This is a genomic window from Ruegeria sp. AD11(2025) (assembly GCF_056542405.1).
In genome coordinates, this window is the sequence record NZ_JBQFZU010000048.1 from 1 (window position 1) to 17676 (window position 17676).

16 protein-coding genes are annotated in these 17676 nt (G+C 53.7%); 6 read left to right on the forward strand and 10 right to left on the reverse strand.

The window, feature by feature from the left end; all coding sequences use genetic code 11:
- Positions 1-251: 251 nt before the first annotated feature.
- The 9 genes from ACR1XY_RS23020 to ACR1XY_RS23060 form a co-directional block, all read right to left on the reverse strand.
- Positions 252-845 carry a hypothetical protein gene (locus ACR1XY_RS23020; protein ID WP_480596900.1) on the reverse strand — a complete coding sequence of 198 codons (594 nt, stop codon included), beginning with the start codon at positions 843-845 and terminating at the stop codon, positions 252-254.
- 631 nt (positions 846-1476) lie between these two features.
- Complete coding sequence (locus ACR1XY_RS23025) at positions 1477-2118, reverse strand: hypothetical protein (protein WP_480596903.1); 642 nt, start codon at positions 2116-2118, stop codon at positions 1477-1479.
- Positions 2119-2311: 193 nt separating this feature from the next.
- On the reverse strand, positions 2312-2683 hold the full coding sequence (locus ACR1XY_RS23030; protein WP_480596905.1) for a hypothetical protein: 372 nt from the start codon (positions 2681-2683) through the stop codon (positions 2312-2314).
- A gap of 52 nt (positions 2684-2735) precedes the next feature.
- Positions 2736-3872 carry a tyrosine-type recombinase/integrase gene (locus ACR1XY_RS23035; RefSeq protein WP_480596907.1) on the reverse strand — a complete coding sequence of 379 codons (1137 nt, stop codon included), beginning with the start codon at positions 3870-3872 and terminating at the stop codon, positions 2736-2738.
- Between the two features lie 1034 nt (positions 3873-4906).
- Entirely contained in the window at positions 4907-5170 is a 264-nt protein-coding gene (locus tag ACR1XY_RS23040) for a hypothetical protein (protein ID WP_480596909.1), read from the reverse strand.
- 213 nt (positions 5171-5383) lie between these two features.
- Positions 5384-5740, reverse strand: coding sequence for an integrase arm-type DNA-binding domain-containing protein (locus ACR1XY_RS23045; RefSeq protein ID WP_480596911.1), 357 nt, complete (start codon positions 5738-5740; stop codon positions 5384-5386).
- A gap of 215 nt (positions 5741-5955) precedes the next feature.
- Positions 5956-6453: a hypothetical protein gene (locus tag ACR1XY_RS23050; RefSeq protein WP_480596913.1), complete on the reverse strand. Its 498-nt coding sequence runs from the start codon at positions 6451-6453 to the stop codon at positions 5956-5958.
- A complete protein-coding gene (locus ACR1XY_RS23055; RefSeq protein WP_480596916.1) occupies positions 6446-7213 on the reverse strand; it encodes a helix-turn-helix transcriptional regulator in 768 nt (255 codons plus the stop codon). The genes ACR1XY_RS23050 and ACR1XY_RS23055 overlap by 8 nt, the downstream gene beginning before the upstream one ends.
- A 536-nt stretch (positions 7214-7749) precedes the next feature.
- A complete protein-coding gene (locus tag ACR1XY_RS23060; RefSeq protein ID WP_480596918.1) occupies positions 7750-8340 on the reverse strand; it encodes a hypothetical protein in 591 nt (196 codons plus the stop codon).
- Between ACR1XY_RS23060 and ACR1XY_RS23065 the strand changes: the two genes are divergently transcribed.
- From ACR1XY_RS23065 to ACR1XY_RS23085, 5 genes are all read left to right on the forward strand, one after another.
- Complete coding sequence (locus ACR1XY_RS23065) at positions 8332-10134, forward strand: hypothetical protein (RefSeq protein WP_480596920.1); 1803 nt, start codon at positions 8332-8334, stop codon at positions 10132-10134. The genes ACR1XY_RS23060 and ACR1XY_RS23065 overlap by 9 nt on opposite strands.
- 129 nt (positions 10135-10263) lie before the next feature.
- Positions 10264-12207, forward strand: coding sequence for a type I secretion protein (locus ACR1XY_RS23070; protein WP_480596922.1), 1944 nt, complete (start codon positions 10264-10266; stop codon positions 12205-12207).
- A gap of 37 nt (positions 12208-12244) precedes the next feature.
- On the forward strand, positions 12245-14479 hold the full coding sequence (locus ACR1XY_RS23075; RefSeq protein WP_480596924.1) for a type I secretion system permease/ATPase: 2235 nt from the start codon (positions 12245-12247) through the stop codon (positions 14477-14479).
- 13 nt (positions 14480-14492) lie between these two features.
- Positions 14493-15845, forward strand: coding sequence for an HlyD family type I secretion periplasmic adaptor subunit (locus tag ACR1XY_RS23080; protein ID WP_480596926.1), 1353 nt, complete (start codon positions 14493-14495; stop codon positions 15843-15845).
- Positions 15846-15924: 79 nt separating this feature from the next.
- On the forward strand, positions 15925-16299 hold the full coding sequence (locus tag ACR1XY_RS23085) for a rhodanese-like domain-containing protein (protein ID WP_480596928.1): 375 nt from the start codon (positions 15925-15927) through the stop codon (positions 16297-16299).
- 4 nt (positions 16300-16303) lie between these two features.
- On the opposite strand, the gene ACR1XY_RS23090 is transcribed toward ACR1XY_RS23085, so the two are convergent.
- Complete coding sequence (locus ACR1XY_RS23090) at positions 16304-17104, reverse strand: alpha/beta fold hydrolase (RefSeq protein ID WP_480596930.1); 801 nt, start codon at positions 17102-17104, stop codon at positions 16304-16306.
- A gap of 48 nt (positions 17105-17152) precedes the next feature.
- On the opposite strand from ACR1XY_RS23090, the gene ACR1XY_RS23095 reads away from it, so the two are divergent.
- A complete protein-coding gene (locus tag ACR1XY_RS23095) occupies positions 17153-17527 on the forward strand; it encodes a hypothetical protein (RefSeq protein WP_480596932.1) in 375 nt (124 codons plus the stop codon).
- Positions 17528-17676 lie beyond the last annotated feature (149 nt).

Consider the following 17676-nt stretch of genomic DNA (forward strand, 5'->3'; position numbering starts at 1 on the left):
GCGACCCGCTACGACAGGTGCCCGAAGGTCTTCCTGTCAGCCATCGCCCTCGCAGCACTCGTCATCTATTGGCTATGAGTCCTGACCCTAGCTAGCACACGGAGGTTTCGGGAGTTGCTCGAATTAGAGGAGTGCACTTATAGGCGCAAGGAAGCATTCAGCCGACCAACTGAAGCACTAATACGTTCTGTCGAACCTGACGTACCATCCAATCGTCCATTACCACGAAGAATCCCTTCGGGAGCTTGGAATCAATATGCTGCTTGAGCCTCAATTTGTTGTGCCATGGCCTTTAAGCTGGCGCAGATGGCATCAAATCGGTTTTGCTTTTTTAGCCATGCGCCGGTGGAGGATATGCGCAGTTGGTTGATGGCTAGTAGTGCTCTTTTCTTCGATACGGCGCTGTCGTGTGCTGCAAAGTTTCTCAACGCACTCAGTTTGTCCAGAGCGTCCCGATAAGTGGCATCAGCTACTATGGTAGGCAGCCAGTGTCCCGTAGGTACAATTTTCTTAATTGTGCTAATCAAGCCGGACCTACCGGCAAAATCAAAGTATCCGTCACCACATATAAGGTACTCGCAAACCTCGACGTTCATGTGCGCAGGAAAATCACGATTCTTGTGTGCAGAAAAAGTGCTCGAGTCGCTGTTTATCAAAGCAACCAAACAACTCAGGATCAAATCCTCAAACTCACGGTAAACCCGGATAATGGCAAGGTCGTAGCACCAAGATTCATCCATATCTGTTAGTGGCCCGGCGGCCCTAGCCCGCTGAGTAAAAGTCAATATATCGTCAATGTTGGCCTGAAAAGTACTGGCCGCTAGCTTGATGCTCTTCTTTCTCAATTTGATACCTCTAACGTAAGTTTCCTAAACCTGCTCCCCTGAAAATCCTTGGTTTAAGGTCGGCTTGTTCTGCTTTTGAGGAAACTGGCAATATCATTCCAAGCTTAGGCTCACATCACGGCGCAAATAGGCGTGGGTAGTACTGCTACGTTTAAATATTCTGTCGAAAACTCAGTTCTAGTCTCGATAGCCTTCATGGAAATTCTCTGGGTCGATATGGATCAACATTCAGCCCGCAAAGCGCTGCAGCATGCCTCCGTCGACTCTTTGTCTTCTTCGCATACCTTCTCAATAACGCGGTTGTCGCATCTAATGTAACATCGCCAAGACCTTTCAACACGTAGTGTCAGAGTTTTTAGTACACCGTTCTTGAAAGCCGATAGTACTTCCCTAGCCATCTCCGCGTTTTGCGAGAATATAAGAAGTGCTGTGCCTCGTGGCCGCATGCTGAACGCGGGCAAAGGAGGCTCCGTTATGCCCAGACTCTCTGTGTCAATTTCGAAATCGACGCGCCTGGAAAATTGGATGCCCAACTCTGCCTTTTCGAGTATATCGTTATGATCTTCTGAAATGGCGTCAACCACACCCATGATGTAATCGTGGACGATAGACTCCTCGTAAGCGTTTAGTTTCATTTTTGTTTTTCCCAGAATCTGGCTAATAGGTCAGCAAATTCACTGAGTTGTTCGGGTCTTATCCCATGGTATGGATTGACGCCACTGGCGTCAATTTTCGGATCACAAATTATTGCGAAAATGGGTTCGGAAACGATTGACTCAGGGAGACTAGAAGCCAGCGAAATAGCAAGTCTCTTTGCATTGCAGATATCATCTGACATGAAGCCTGAACTGCGTTCTAGGCTTTGATCTGAAAACCCATCTACAATTGCTCTCAAGGTGCCAACGAGCTGTGCGACTTTGTTTTTGCGGTCTTTCCTGCAGTCTTTCCAGGATCTAAATTGCTCGAAAAAAAACAAAACCAAATGAAGGGTGATCCCAGTGGCGCAGAACAACAATCCGGAGTTCCGAACAGTGAGCCAGTGTCTGTCCTTATCCGGATCAGGCTCCGGGCGTTCTATAAAAAGTCCATGATTTTGAATCAGATACTCGGTAATTAGGTACCAAATCCCTTCTCCACCGATCAGTGTTAACCCACCTAAGAATATCGTTGTGAAGAACCGTTTCAGAGGATTGCCGATTAGGACAAATCGGATCAAATCTAGTGTTTTTAACCAGAAGTCGCCTTCAGGATCTGGTTCATTTTTGTTGTTCATAATCAGTTCTCAAATAACTTCACGAAAAAAGTAGAATATTTTAAGACGCAGGACTCGATGCTCCTTCGTTGCACTAGATTCCTGGGTCTATCGTCTCTTTTCTGATGATGTATTCATCTGCTTGGGTCCGTTTAGTTCTATTATTTTTTGGCGACATGGGAATTCAGACAGCATCTCTTCAACGACGGGCAACTCAAATAACAACTACAATACGCCCGAATGTCAGGGATGATCTTCGTTTTCGAGCCAATTCTTTGGACAAGATTTTTTTTTCACTTTCATACCGCCCAATCAAATCCTCAAGCACTTCTTCTATTTTTCCGACCGTCCAAGTTAGAACTTGATGAGGGTGCCTTTCGCAAAGCTCACCGTAGCCTTGGTTCTTCCAAAACTTCTGAAAAGTGAGGGAACGTAACTCTGGTAAGGAATCTACAAGTGGAAAAACGTTTTCCGCTCTTTGACTCCTCAAGAAGCGGCAATAGAAATCTATTTTCTCTCTGTCGGAAAGTTGACTTGCCAACTCCCCGATGAACCCAAGTGGTTTTTCCAATGAAGCTTGTTTCATACGCACTCAATCAGAAGATCCAGATCAGCTATAATACCACAATTGGAGGCGTCTAGACAGCGTTTCTGTACGAATTTAACCGCGACCAAATCTGTTCCTGACAATCTCGGAGATGTCCCGTCAGATGTGCACGGGTCACATAATTGAACGAAACATGAGCGTTGGCGTGGTCCATCAACATCGTCACCGACTGGAAATCCACGCCAGCCTCTAGCGCATGAGTCCGGTAAGTGTGGCGCATCTGGTGCGGAGCATATGGGAAAGACTTAAGTCGAACCATCTGTTCAATGTGACCCGACTTAGAAAGCGCTGAAGGAAAGATGAACTGGCTCTCAAGTGGCTTCGTAAGTTCGCGCACCTCACCGAGTTCTTGGACCATGAGACGTGGCAAGGGCAGGTGAAAACTACGTCCTGACTTGGCTCGGGGAATGTACAACACCCCATCGTCATCTAGATGTTCCCACCTCACTGAGCGAGCGTTCGTAGAGCGAAGACCAGTAGTCAGCATTAGCAACCAGCATGCGCGACGAACAGGGTCCTCCATCGCATCCAATCCGCGCCAGAGCTGAGGCATCTCATCAGGGCCAACTGCCCAGTCACGCGCATGCTCCTTGTTCATTCGAACGCCGCGCGTGACCGGATTTGGAGGAAGATCGTGGGTGCGAGCAACGTCGTTCAACAGCAGTTTGAGTACTCGCATCGCACCGTTAGCACAATAGGGGCCAGATTTTTTGGTCAGTCTCTCGTGAAGTGACCTTACGGTTTCGCGGTCGATCCGATCTGCCGGCAGCTTCCGCAGGCCACAGAGCGAACCGTCGACCTTCTGGCGGTACCATAAGACTGTCCGTTCGCTTAGATCGGGTCGACCGTCAAGGTATCGCTCAAGGGCCTCTGCGATGGTCGGCACCGCTACCTTCTTAGCCCTCGGATCAACGCCTCGCCGTAGCGCCAGTCGGAGCTCTGCCGAGCGCTCCCTGGCGCCGCGCAGCGACACCTCGTCCGTCCTTCCGATCATGACCGAAACGTACCGGCCAGTGCCGTCGTTTATTCGGCCCACATGCTTATAGGAGGTGCCCCGCTTTCCCACAACGAGTCTGAGGCCCTTCGACTCACTGTCATAGATCTGTGCGCCAGGTGAATGATTATCGGCCAGTCCATACACAATTGCCTGTGTGAGTTTAGTGGTCATCTTTGATCGCCTCCGTAGGCCATATTTCAGGCCATGTTTCGGTTAGGTCCTGAGAAGTCTCAGGACGTGCTACGAAAAGATGATGTCTTGTTTTCTTGGCCGCGCGGACCCTCAGTAAGCGCTACAAGGCGATAAAATATCTCAGACTCAGTAACTTAAAATCTCTGGGCCGGAAGGCCGTGCCGGTTCGAGTCCGGCCGCGGGTACCAAATTTACGCAACTTGGTTTTCTGCTAAGTGGAGCTGCGCATTAGTTTGGAAATCCCAGCCTTGGTTTTCCTCCTAAATCTGCTCGAATTTATAGATTTTGGTCGCTCCAATGCCAGATGAAAACCTCTCGGCGCCGCAGCCGTTGGGTCTAACATAGATTGACCCTGTTGATTAGCAGGTATGCCGCTGATATCCCTGTCAGTATCGTGTCCAGTTTGCCACCTGTTAAGGCCATGTCAAAGTTCGAGTTCTGATTGTTATATGACCCGAAGTGGTTTTTGAAGATATCGGTTAGTAATTCGCTCGGGCTATCTAAACGATATTCAATTACGATCCTAGCTCGCCGCCACCCGTAGATATGTTTGCAGAACTATGGGCTACCAAATGCCGTGAGAAAGCGCCCGTTTGGACGTACACATCAATTTCATCGTAGGTTGAACCCTCAAACAAGTGAATCAATCGACCATGCTTTGGCGAAGCTAAGGCACATAGTTTTTTGTTTCGTGGGGGTCAGAGTGTAGCTCATCGACTATGGAAATCGAGTAGGGGAGTTTGTCACCGCTCAAAATGTCCGCCAGCATTGTCAATGCCCACTTCTCCTAGGAGTGCTCGACTATCCCCTATGGCCTTTGAAAGATCATCCTCAGTCGGCCGTTATTCGAGAGTTTCACTTATTGCACTTAACACGCTGCCCTTTTCTGCAAACTCAACTTTGACATGTTGATAAATTGCAGGTTTGGTTAGACCATAGGCGTCTATAAGTGTCTTACCATTAGTTGACGGTAAATTACCTGTCCGCAAATCACTTGATTTTAGGAGGTGAACTCAGCGCGATATTTCTTTCGCGAGTTTTTTGGTCTCTTCTAGTTTTCCTGGGATGGGGAACTCTACTGCGAAGATATTTTTGGCCTCACAGCTCTGGCAAGACATTCTGCAGATGGCAAACACCTTGCCTGATCGCAGGCCTGTGGTCAGCATCAACAACCAGCAGACGCGGCGTATCCGATCTTCCGTCGCGTTCAGCCTGCGCCAGAGCAGCGGCATGTCATCCGGACCAACAGCCCAGTCTCGTGCTTGTTCCTTGTTCATGCGTACGCCGCGTTTGACAGGGTTTGGTGGAAGGTCATGGGTTCTAGCAACGTCGTTCAGAAGCAGCTTGAGGACACGCATGGTTCCGTTTGCACAGTAGGGGCCGGATCGCCTCGTTAATCGCTCGTGCAAGGATCGGTCCGTCTCGCGATCGATGCGATCCGCAGGCAGCTTACGAAGTGCCTTAAGCGGTCCGTCCACCTTTTGCCGATACTACAATATCGTCTGTTGACTCAGATCTGACCGTTCTGACAGATCGCGCTCAAAGGCAGCTGCAATGGTCGGTGCGGCGACTTTCGTGGCTCTCAGATCCTCACCGCGCCGCAAGGCCAGCCTGAGTTCTGCCGAGCGTTCTCTGGCGCTGCGCAGTGACACCTCATCGATTCTGCCGATCATGACAGACACGTACCGGCCGGTGCCAACGTTGATGCGCCCGACATGCTTGTAAGAGATGCCGCGCCTGCCCACGATGAGACGCAGGCCTTTCGCTTCGCTGTCGTAGATCTGTGTTCCCGCTGGGTGATCTTCTGTGAGCTGCGATACCGTGGCCTGCGTGAGTTTTATCGTCATATCTATCGTCTCCGTAGGCCATGTTTCAGGCCCTATTTCGGTTAGGTCCTGGCAGGTCTCAGGACATGCTAGGAGACGATGATGTCTTGTTTCCTTGGCTCCGCGGACCCTCATTAGGCGCTGTGAGGGGTTAAAATATCATTGATTCAATAACTTAAAATCCCTCGTACCGGGACTTGCGGGTTCTGTCCCCGCCATCCGCACCAGTCATCTTTTTACACCGGAAATCCAAGCTGATTGATCAGGCGCCAGATGTCGCGATTCGCGGCAGAAAGCTGCGCGACAACGTCCTCGATTTTCTGAATGGCTTCTTCATCGACAGTATCTGCACGCCCCAGTTTTATGTCGGTCTTTCGGTCCGCGATGCGCATTAGGATGGTCTTGGGGTTTCCGCTTTCAGCATCGAACGAGTAGATGCAGTGATTGTACCTGTTGCGAATTGAGGACAGTTTGCTCAGTCGCTGTGTGTGCTCCAGGATCGGATCGCGTATCTCTGATGGGCGTCCTTCCATCTTGGCAAGTCGCTCGACCAGGTCAATCCGGGCACGTGTGGTGTTGAGAGTCAGGAACACAATGACCGCGACATCCTTGTTGGTGCCACTCAGGCCAGCAATCAAGTGGATCAACAGGCTTTCAGTGTTGGTCCACATGTAGTTCAATCTGCCGACCAGCAGGATCAGACGGTCAAAACGGGTTTCCAGCGTTTCAGTCAACGATCTGACCGTGCGTTTCTTCGGCTACAACTTCGAAATAAAACTGTGCTGCAGCCGTTCTGTTGCTGACACCGATTTTGCCCGCAACATTGTGCATGTGCAGTTTCACCGTATGTTCGGTAATGCCGAGGTTTGCGGCAATGATCTTGTTGCTCTGACCTTTAGAGACCAACTGTAGAACCTGTTTTTCCCGCCGCGTCAGGCGAGAATAAACCGGATGCGGCTCTTTCGGTGCCAGTTTCGGTTCGACACTGCTTTCTTTTAACAGGCATGGCTTGTTCTGGGGCGAAGGAGCAGAAACGCAATCGGCAAGAAAGCTGGGCAGATATAGTTCTTCATGCATCAGCAAGCGAAGAATGGAACGCCACACGTCCGGCGCGACATTCATCGGCAGATATCCAATATCGCCGAATTGCGCTCGGTCCCACGCTTCAAACAAAGAACGCGCGGCGTCCTCTTTTCGGTAAGCGAAGGCAAGGCAGCCGTTCCCGGCAGCTGCGGTATAGACGTGCGGTCGAGCAAGCAAGTCGTCCAGCATGATCTGATCAATGACCACCACTTTGCCGGCCACCGAACCTGCATATCCGACAGATTTCAATTCTGCGATATCGTCATACCGATGTGCGAATACACCGAATTCCGAGTGAACGTTTCGAAGAGTTTGATTTGAAAAGAAGAGTTCTTTGCCGATGAAATTGATCGAGAAGTCTTCGGAACAAACATTTATTTGGGCAACACTATCCTGCAACGGAATGCTCATTATTTCCCCCTATAAACCCACGCCACACAATCTGCGGCGAAATCGTAAACAAAACGCAAAGCGTAATTATCAGTAAATTAACAGTTGTTACCTTGCCACTATACCTGAAAGTCTATTTTTCATCAACATTCCGTGTCGAATAGCCGATTGGAACTAGAACTTTCGGGTAGGTTTTCTGAATGCCTTCTCGTAAAAATAGAGTAAAATTAGGATTTTAACTGATCTGACGAACTTCGGCCACATTTCCGTGCTCTCGCCAGCCATCTCAAGTTAAAAGTCTAAATTTTCATTTAAAAACAATTAAGTAAGACTGTCTAATGCTTTAGAGCAGCTATTCAGGGCGCCTTCCTGCTGCAACGATGATCCTGCTTCAATTTGGGAAGCATTATTCCTGACGTGTCCGCGAATCGTGAATTTACGCGAATCTTTCATACCGCGGACAGCGCATCGGCTTAGCCGGGAAAGGAAGGTGAGAAACGAGTTCACTGAACGAAACCGCTTCAAGCGCGTTTTGCGCCTGAATGCTTCAATTTGTTTCAACCGCGCCAATAGCCGTTTTGTAGATGAATGACGGTTGAGCGCTTAAAAAGTGGAATTTCAAAATGAGTAAACGCAACCATCATCAACCAGCCAATGATATAACGGCAATCGGCGAAGTGAACGTCGAAAATGCTGACGTTGACGTCGATGCTGATATCAACGTTAAAGAAGCCGAAATCGACGCAAATCTGAATGAGCAAGAACAGACGAACGACAACAGCGTCGATAACGATCAGCAACAGCAACAGAAGCAAGATCAAGACACGAACGTTGACAACGAAAATGATCAAAAACAGAAGCAAGATCAGGATCAGGATCAACATCAGAAGCAGCAGCAGCAAAACACTAACGGCGGCGATGACAGCAACGACAACTCGAACTCTGTCAACATTGACTTTGGCGAAGGCGAGTGGATTCCCCGCGACGACGATCACGTAGATATCGACGTTTATGACGGCGGTTCGGTAGATGACGTCATCACCGTTGGTGGCGATTTCGACTATGATCCAGGCGATGACATTAACATTGATGTCTCGTTGGATGGTGCCGGCAACGATATGGCATCCTTCAATAGCCAGATGGCGCATCTTCAAGACAATGATGAGCTGGGCAGTGCTGTTGTCGAAAACTACGGCTCGTTTGAGCAAAACGGTGATGCGTCCGGCGGACATGCCGAAGCCAGTGAGGGCATCTCAACCAGCTCAGTTGGTGGCGATTCCGGCGATGGTGGCTCGACAGAAGCCGGCGACGCGGGTTCTTATGTTCACGGTGCCACAGCAGTTGCTGGCGGCGGTTACACGGGCGATGCCAGTGCCGATGCAACGGCAGGTGACGGTGGCGACTCGGGTGATGCAAAAACGGCGAGCCTGGGCGTTGGCAAGTCCGAAGCTTCAGCAGATGGCGATAGCGACGGTGGAGATACCGGTGACGCAGACAGCTATTCTGAGGCCAACCAAGCCAGTGACTCTAATGTAGATGCCGATGGCACCGGTGGTGATGGTGGACACGCAGGTTCGCTTGGCCTTGGTTTGGGTCTTGGACTGTCGGGTGCCGGCAATGCTGCTGATTCCTCCGGCGGAGACAATGACTCGGACGCGGATGCCGACCAAGACAGCGATGCCGACAACGACACGTCGACTGGCAACGCAGATGGCGGCGACAGCGGTGCGGGTAACATCGGACTGGGTCTTGCTGGTGGTCTGGCAGCCAATCATACAGACGGAACCGGCGGTGACGGTGACGGCGGTGACGGTGATGGCGGTTACGGTGACGGCGGTTACGGTGACGGCGGTTACGGTGACGGCGGTGACGGCGGTGACGGCGGTGACGGTGACGGCGGTTACGGTGACGGCGGTTACGGTGACGGCGGTGACGGCGGCGACGGCGGTGACGGCGGTGACGGCGGTGACGGCGGTGACGGCGGTAACCGAGGCCGTGACGACAGCAGCAACGGCGGTGACGGCGGCGACGGCGACAACGGCGGTGACGGTGCTCGCGGTGACGGCGGCGACGGTGGCGACGGCAATGGCGCTGAAGGCACCGGTGGTGACGGCGCTCGCGGTGACGGCGGCGACGGCGGCGACGGTAACGGCGGTGACGGCAATGGCGCTGAAGGTACCGGTGGCGACGGTGACGGCGGCGACGGCAATGGTGGCCCCGCGGACGCAAGAGTCGATGCAAGCGGCGTTGGCGATCAGGACGCAGATTCCGATGCCGGAGAAGGCGGATTCAATGATGCCGATGGCACTGCAGATGCTGGCGGATCCGCTGATGCGATGGCAGACGGTGTTGGCGGCGGCGGTGGCGCGGTCGATCAGGATGCAACATCGGACGGTACTGGTACCGGATCTGTTGATGCAACCAACACTGCCGGTGACGGCGGCCTGGCCGAAGTCTTCGCGACTGCCGACGTTGATGGCAGTGCTGACAGCATGTCCGAAGCGATTTCGGGTTACGGCGGTGCAGCAGACTCCGACAACGACGCAACCTCGACCGGAACCGGAGAAGCCACAGGTATGTCGGAATCCGGCATCGGTGGTGGCGGCGGTGCCGCACAAGCTTACGGCGGAACCAGCGGTAACGCGCATGGATTTGCTGAAGCTGGCGACGCCAAAGGCGGCATGAACACCGGCGGCAACGCTTCGGGTGCAAACTCGGGTGATGGCGGTGCCGGCGGAAACGGAGGAACATGGGGTTCTAACAATGGCGGCGACGGCATTGTGAACGGTGAATCCTATGCGTCTGCTGCAGCAGTGGTCGATACATCGGCCTTCAACCAGTCGATCGTCATGGGCGCCAACGTTCTTGGCAACGATGTCGATACAACGATGGTTGGTGGTAACATGTCGTCGAGCTACTCCAGCGACGATACCGACGTGTAACTGAGACCAGAGCCCGCCCAGTGCGGGCTCTGATTTCATTCAAGAAAACGCCGAGGCCGTATCGGGCGGCCTCGGCCCAGCTTCACCTCAACCGGAAATTTCAGGCCGGGGCGGGGAAAGGACACTGAAATGTCGCTAGACAGTATTACAGAACAAATTGCCCATTTCATCGGAACATTTGAAATAACGATCGAACAGGCCCGGTTGCGGGATCAGTACGAAGAATTTGTCGCACTGAAACGAAAAGCAGAATTGGAAGAACTGGAAGACCCCACTCGCGTTGAGATCAAGGCAAACCTGAAGATGGACCCGGGTGAATATGACCCGTTGCCTTACAAGTTTTTTACTCCTCAGGAACAACTCGCTTCGGCCCCGGCGGGCCCAGGGCCATTGAACGACTCCGAAGTCAATCTGGGATCCGCACCGGACAATGATTTCTCCCTGCCCGAGGCACTTGGAGTCGGTGGAACGAGCATTCAACTGAACTTTATTCAGCTGATGCCTGAGATGGTGACCGACCTAATCGGATCGGCCGTTACCTATACGTTCCAGACGATTAAGCTGAACGACAACGATGTCATCGGCGAAGGTGATTTTCGCGATGTCGAAACCCTGATGGCGAAGGGCGAGGCGTTGCTTGAAATGGCCCTGTCCCTGCATGCGATTTCCCCACCGTCCATTCACATCGATGACTACTTGTCTGGGGATGCAGTTGAGCAGTTGATTGATCAGATACAGGCGTCAATCCATATCGATATCGACGGCGCTACAGTCGTTCAGTTCCATGGCGAGGACGCCATCGGCGTGATTGTTAACGGCGAATACGTTGATGAAGCTCCGGACTTTAAGGATTTACTGCCGGAAAATCTTAAGACCGAGGAAGACGATACCGAAGACGACTCTTGGGATCCACTGCCAGCTGAGTGGGATAAGCCCGAAGGTAGTGAGTTTGAGGGCGGCCATTCGGTGGTCGCGGGTGGCAACCTGGCGGTTAACGAAGTTGCCATCAATGTCGGCTGGGTGGACGCGCCCAATATTCTGGTTGGTGGGCAATCCGTTAATCTGGGCGTTGTCAGTCAGGTCGCTGTCGTCTCCGACTTCGATCAGGGTGCGCCGGGCGTACAAAGCAAAACGCATGTGGTCCAGTCTTCAGAAATTCTGGTCGAAGGCAGCGAGGCACATTGGTTGGCGGACAACGTTGGCGAACCTGGGCAAGACCCGATTGTGATGATCGACTGGATTGATGGCGATCTGTTGGTGACAAATTTCATCAAACAGATCATCGACGCCACGGATATCGACCACATTCACACTGAGGTCACAGCCACGTCCACCGCATATACCCTGGGTGAGAATATCATGACCAATGTCACTGATATTCTGCAACTGGGCAGTTTCTACGATGTGATCATAATTGGTGGGGACATGCTCTCGATCGATGTTGTGACCCAGACGATCGCTCTTATGGATAGTGACGTGGTTTATGGTGCCCATCCGACAGAAGCGGAAGAGAACCTTGTGATGAATGAGGTTTCTCTGAAGACAACCGGTGAAGACACACATGAGGAACTGAGCGACTCTCTTGCGGAAGCAATACCATTGCAGGAAGTCGATACAGATGCATTAGAAGATGCTTTGCTGAACGACCCGATGTTCGCAGGTGCAGAGTTGGTGCGTGTCCTCAAGATCGATGGCGATCTGTTGCAGGTCAATGCCATCGAGCAAGTGACCAAGTTACAGGACGAGGACGACATCTATATCGATCCAAAGGGTCAGGAGGTTTCCGCTCTGGCAGCGGGCAACGCCATTCTGAACAAAGCCAGTATCAACAAGATGGGTGTCGATTCAGTCATTATGGCGAAAGAAGAAGCATACTCGGAACTCATGCTGCATCAGGCGAGCCTGATCGATAGTGTGGAAGAGGAAAAGGCCGAGATCGTCAGCGAAGCCGTAGCGCTTATGATGGAAGAAATGGATGCCGCGGCCAATGCTAAGAACTGCGCGGACCACAACAAATTGACCCCTTCGGAACAGGCAACCGTCGACGACGGACTGCAAACTATGCTAGCGTAGTAACCCTGTTTGTTACGAGTGACCTGAAAGTTTTGACATGTCGATTGTTTTTCCGTCGCGCCCGAGACGATACGCCAGTCCGTTGGATCGTAACGGCGGCGGCGTTTCGAAACCGCCAAGCGCGGGCCAGTCTGAAAAGAAACTGAAGAAAATTCCGGGATTACGCCTTAGCGAAGATTTCCGCATTAGTGATCCACAAGACGGCAATCGGGAGGCAGTCGCCCAAAGCGATGCGAGCGCCGAAAAAACCGTGAAAGCGAAACCTGCTCATCACCAAGTGAAAGAGGAACCGCAACTGCGCGCCGGACCTCCCCCCCGGCGCGAGCAGCCGCAGCCTGCCGAAGACAGTGACCAACAGGGCAGCGGTGCTGGGGTGGCCGACGTCGAGAGCCCCGATCCCGAACCCGTCAATAAAACGAGCGACCGTATACCCCCGGCGTCGCGCTCGAATGGCGGTGATCGCATGGGCACCACTATCGAGGCCAAGGCAAATGAACCATTGCTGCGCAGCAATTCTGGTGGCGGCGATGGAAAAGGGCCACCCCAGACATTTCACAAACGTACTCCGCCAGAAGATTTTAGGAAAACGTTACGCACCTCGCTGCGGGCGATCTATAAAAATCTGGCCTTTGTGCTGGTTCTGACCTGTGCGACGAATTGTTTGATCCTTGCGATCCCGATCTATCTTTTCCAGATCAGTGACCGTGTTCTAACCAGCCGGTCGCTGGACACGCTTGTCATGCTGACGGCGATTGTCGCGGGGGCAGTGATCTTCCAATCGGCCTTTGATGCCGTGCGGCGTTTCATGCTGATGCGGACAGCGGTCGAGGTTGCCGCCCGTCTTGGTGCCCCGGTGCTGAGCGCAGCAGCGCATGCCTCGCTGCACGGTAATGGACGTGAATACCAGACCTTGGGTGACCTGCAGCAAGTTCGGGGATTTCTGGTTTCGGGCACGCTGATATCCTTCCTGGATGTACCCTTTGCGCCATTGTTTATCCTGATGATCTTTTTGGTACATCCACAGCTAGGGACGATCGTGATCGTGACGGCCTTGCTGCTGATGGCGATTGCATTCATCAACCAGCGTATGACGGCTAAACCCTTCGCCGAGGCTAACAAGGCGCAGTCCATGGCAAACCTGCATCTGGATTCGATGTCGCGGAACAGCCAGATCATCAACGCTCTGGCCATGATCCCAGAGGCCGTTCGTATCTGGGGTCGTGATACTGCCCAATCCCTGACATGGCAGGTTCGCGCTCAGGACCGGAATGTGATTTTTGCCGCCATTTCCCGAGCAGTACGGCTGTTGACACAGATCGCCATTCTGGGTTGGGGAGCGTATTTGGCGTTGCAGGGTGAAATAACGGGCGGCATGGTTATTGCAGCCTCAATCATCGCGGGTCGTGCCTTTGCACCAATCGAAGGCTCGATTGAAGGATGGAACAGCTTCCTGCTGACGCGTGGGGCCTATGGCCGTATCAATCAACTGCTGTCCAACTCAGCCCTGCAATTCGAGAAACTGCGCCTGCCGCGCCCCGAGGGTCGACTGGACGTTGAACGCCTGCTCTATGTGCCTGGCGGCACAAAGCGCGTTGTTCTGAACGGAATCAGCTTTTCATTGAATCCGGGCGAGACGCTGGCGATTATCGGCAACTCTGGCGCAGGGAAAACTACGCTGGGTAAAACGCTGGTCGGGTCGGTCCTGCCGACTTCGGGCAGTGTTCGGCTTGACCTGATGGATATCCGCAACTGGGACCCGCGTCAGTTTGGTGAGAGCATCGGCTATCTACCGCAGGACGTGCAACTGTTCCCCGGAACTATCAAGGACAATATTGGCCGGATGCGGGAAGATGCGACCGACGAGCAGATCCACGACGCTGCCGTTCTGGCCGATGTCCACAACATGATTGCGACGCTGCCACAGGGCTACGAAACCGTTGTGGCCGCAGATGGTTCACCGCTGTCCGGCGGGCAGAAACAGCGGATCGCACTGGCGCGGGCGTTCTTTGGCAATCCGCGCATGGTGGTTCTGGACGAGCCGAACTCGAACCTGGACGTTGCTGGAGACAAGGCGTTGGCGCGGGCCATTGAACAAGCCAGGGAAAACAAGATTACCGTTGTGGTGATTACGCAAAAGCCGACGCTACTGAACGTTGTCGATAAGATCATGTTGCTGACAGATGGTCGTGTGGCCCTGTTTGGTCACCGCGAACAAGTTCTGCAACAACTGAACGGGCCACGTAACAACCAGCCCGGCATTCAAAAGCAGTAAAGGGGAGTACGACATGAATGAACTGGTCCCCGTGAACAACGATCCCAAGGATCCAGACGTCTGGTATGCCGAAGTTCCACGCTCGATCAATCGTTTGGTTGTCATCGGGCTCATCATGCTGGTCGTCTGCTTTGGTGGCTTCGGTGTCTGGTCTTTTAGTGCGCCGTTGGCCGCTGCGGTCATCGCGCAGGGAAGCTTTGTCGCCACTGGCCGCAACAAGATTGTGCAGCACCTGGAAGGTGGTATCATTCAGGAAATCAAGGTTGTCGAAGGCCAATCCGTCAAAGCGGGTCAAGTGATGATGACGCTGGACCAAACCTCGGCGGAAGCCAATGAGCGCGAGTTGTTTATCCGTAAAATCCGCTTGCAGGCCATGTCGGAACGCCTGAATGCGGAATACGGCGAAGAGCAACGGCTGGAGTTTTCTCCCAACTTGATCACCGCTTCGGATGATGTCGAGGTGATGAGCATCCTTGATGGGCAAAAGATCACCTTTGATTTGTCGCGAAAAACCTTGCTGAACGACATCGCTTTGCTGGAACGCAACATGGAGGCGCTCAGAATTCGCTCCAGCGGGTTCGAGGCGCAATTGGATAGTATGGTGCGGCGGTCCGAAATCCTTCAGGAAGAATTTGAAACCAAGCAGGCGCTTTTTAAGAAAGGGCTGGTGCGCAAGGGCGAGTTGAACACCATTCGCCGGGTTCAGGCCGAAGCCGAAGGTCAGCAGGCGCGGTTGCAGGCCGAGGCGGCTGAAATCAGCCAGATGCTGTTGAAATACGAAGAACAGATATCCCGCACGCGGGCGGCCTACCGCGAGGCTGCGTTGGATGAATTGGGCGTGATCGAAGCCGATCTGGAAAGTGTCCGCGAAAAAGCTCGTCAGGCCCGCAGCGTTCTGGACCGTGCGGTTGTGCGGGCTCCGGTTACGGGCACTGTGGTGCGATTGCACTATCACACGCCGGGCGGCGTGATCGAAACCGGTGAACCCATCGCCGAGATTCTACCCGCCGACGCCCCCCTGATCATCGAAGCGCAAATCCCGCGCACCGAGATCGATAGCGTAGTGACCGGGCAAGATGCAACCGTGCGTCTGATCGCCCTGAACCAACGGACGACGCCAGTGCTGAACGGGCAGGTGTTTTATTTATCGGCTGACTCGCTGATCGAGGAAACCAATGGTGCACCGCAAGAGGTCTATCTGGCCCGCATCTCGCTGGAACCGGAAGAGATTGAGCGCGTGAGGGGCTTTATCCCGACCCCGGGTATGCCCGCCGAGATCATGATCCAGACCGAAGAGCGCACATTCGCGGCTTATATCGCGAAACCAGTGACAGACAGCATGTCGCGCGCCTTCCGCGAACAGTAAACAGGCTGACCACGGGGTCGGTCCGCGCCTTCCACGAAATGCATGAAGTCCTCCGGCGAAAACCACCGGTGGACTACATATGCCACTGACAGTTCATGACAAGATAAAGGCCGCCAATGCTGTGGCTGGACATGTTGACATCGGAACAGCGAATGAGTTGCAGGGGCAGGGCGATTTGCTACTGGACTTACGCGACGCCGTCGAGTTGCAGCAGACAGGACGGGCCAGCGGTGCCCACTACATCCCGCGCGGAATTTTGAAGTTGCGCGCCGCTGAGACCTTGCCACCCCGTGATCTCGACCTTCGGAAAGAATGCTCGATTATCCTCAATTGTGCGGCTGGCGCTTGCGCTGGGTTGGCGGGAAAGCTGCTGAAAGACATGGGGTACGCGCGGGTCCGCAGCCTCGGCGGTCCGCCCGATTGGGTCAAGGACGGGGGCGAGGTTTCGGAGTAAAGGATCAGGCGTTCAGGAACGCCCGGACGGCAGCTTCGAACTCGCGGGGCTTTTCGGCGTGCAACCAATGACCTGCACCGGGAATCTTGGCAAATTTGGCGGCCGGAAATAGCGCCCGGATCAGATCGCGATGCGCGGGCAGGACATAGTCGGATTCTCCACCCGACAGGAACAGGGCCGGGCCTTCCCACGACCCATCCAGCTTTGGAAAGCTCATGATCTTTGGCATCTCAGCCGCAAGAATATCCAGATTCAGCAACCAGCGTTTCCCTTTGATATCAATAGATTGCGTGAAAAAGCTCTGAAGCGCGGGTTCGACACCCTGATCGGCCAGTTGTTGCGCCGCGTCCGAGCGTCGCTCGATCAGCGAGAAATCGACGGCGCGCATGGCTTCGATGAATTGGATCTGGCTGTGGGTGTAAGTCACTGGCGCGATGTCGGCGACCACCAGCTTGCGCACCAGAGACCCATGTTGCAGGGCCAGCGTCATTGCTGCCTTGCCGCCCATTGAATGGCCCACAATGTCGGCCTTGCCGCCGAAATGCTCGATCACCTCGGCCAGATCACTGGCCAATTCGGGATAACTGTGCTGATCGGTCCACATGCTGTAGGCATGGTTGCGCATATCGACGGCCACAACCTGCCGCTCATCCGCCAGACGCCGGGCAATCACCCCCCAGTTCCGGGCCGAGCCATAAAGCCCGTGGGCAATAAGCAGAGGAAGTTTCTCGGTCGGCTCGCCATGTGTGATCGTGTTCAGCATGAGGCTGTGATACCCGCCGTGATCAGAAACAACCAGCCCCATTGTCGCCTTCGCCGATGGGGGGTAAGTTGGCAGCTTCGGAGGCCCGCCATGTCGGAAAACACAGATATCCAAAGCCAGATTGCGCAAACGGTTCAACTGCTGCGCAAGAAACTGGGTGTAAAGGACAAGACGCTGGCTGAGTCGATCCGCAAGGCCAAACGGCTTCTGCCCCGCCGCATTTACAAGCAGGCGTTGATGTTGGCGCATGCCGAGCCGATGGCGGCTCATCCCAAGCTGCGGCTGGTGCTGGATGCTCCAAAACTTGCTCGCGCGTCAGAAGAGGTTCAGGCCCACCTGAGCGGGATCAACCGCGCCGACCAGCGGCTGGGTTGGTTTCTGGGGATGCTGGGTGGGCTGGCGTTCAACCTGCTGGCCCTGTTGGCGCTGCTGATCATTTTCCTGCGGTGGCAGGGTTTCATCTGATCCGCCCAACAAAGAACGGCGCCCATCAGGCGCCGCTCAGGTCTTTAGTTTTAAACCGACTTACAGGTTAGGATAGATCGGGAATTTGGCGCAGAGGTCTGCGACCTCGGCTTTGACCTTGGCTTCGACGGCACCGTTTCCGTCTTCGC

Bases quoted from the DNA above. Each gene is read 5' to 3' on its own strand.
- ACR1XY_RS23055 (WP_480596916.1), bottom strand. From the start codon at position 7,213: ATGAGCATTCCGTTGCAGGATAGTGTTGCCCAAATAAATGTTTGTTCC.
- ACR1XY_RS23075 (WP_480596924.1), top strand. From the start codon at position 12,245: ATGTCGATTGTTTTTCCGTCGCGCCCGAGACGATACGCCAGTCCGTTG.
- ACR1XY_RS23080 (WP_480596926.1), top strand. From the start codon at position 14,493: ATGAATGAACTGGTCCCCGTGAACAACGATCCCAAGGATCCAGACGTC.
- ACR1XY_RS23060 (WP_480596918.1), bottom strand. From the start codon at position 8,340: ATGCGCCATCTGGCTATTGAAGGATGCCATATCGTTGCCGGCACCATC.
- ACR1XY_RS23070 (WP_480596922.1), top strand. From the start codon at position 10,264: ATGTCGCTAGACAGTATTACAGAACAAATTGCCCATTTCATCGGAACA.
- ACR1XY_RS23065 (WP_480596920.1), top strand. From the start codon at position 8,332: ATGGCGCATCTTCAAGACAATGATGAGCTGGGCAGTGCTGTTGTCGAA.
- ACR1XY_RS23095 (WP_480596932.1), top strand. From the start codon at position 17,153: ATGTCGGAAAACACAGATATCCAAAGCCAGATTGCGCAAACGGTTCAA.
- ACR1XY_RS23085 (WP_480596928.1), top strand. From the start codon at position 15,925: ATGCCACTGACAGTTCATGACAAGATAAAGGCCGCCAATGCTGTGGCT.
- ACR1XY_RS23025 (WP_480596903.1), bottom strand. From the start codon at position 2,118: ATGAACAACAAAAATGAACCAGATCCTGAAGGCGACTTCTGGTTAAAA.
- ACR1XY_RS23040 (WP_480596909.1), bottom strand. From the start codon at position 5,170: ATGAACAAGGAACAAGCACGAGACTGGGCTGTTGGTCCGGATGACATG.
- ACR1XY_RS23090 (WP_480596930.1), bottom strand. From the start codon at position 17,104: ATGGGGCTGGTTGTTTCTGATCACGGCGGGTATCACAGCCTCATGCTG.
- ACR1XY_RS23030 (WP_480596905.1), bottom strand. From the start codon at position 2,683: ATGAAACAAGCTTCATTGGAAAAACCACTTGGGTTCATCGGGGAGTTG.
- ACR1XY_RS23035 (WP_480596907.1), bottom strand. From the start codon at position 3,872: ATGACCACTAAACTCACACAGGCAATTGTGTATGGACTGGCCGATAAT.
- ACR1XY_RS23045 (WP_480596911.1), bottom strand. From the start codon at position 5,740: ATGACGATAAAACTCACGCAGGCCACGGTATCGCAGCTCACAGAAGAT.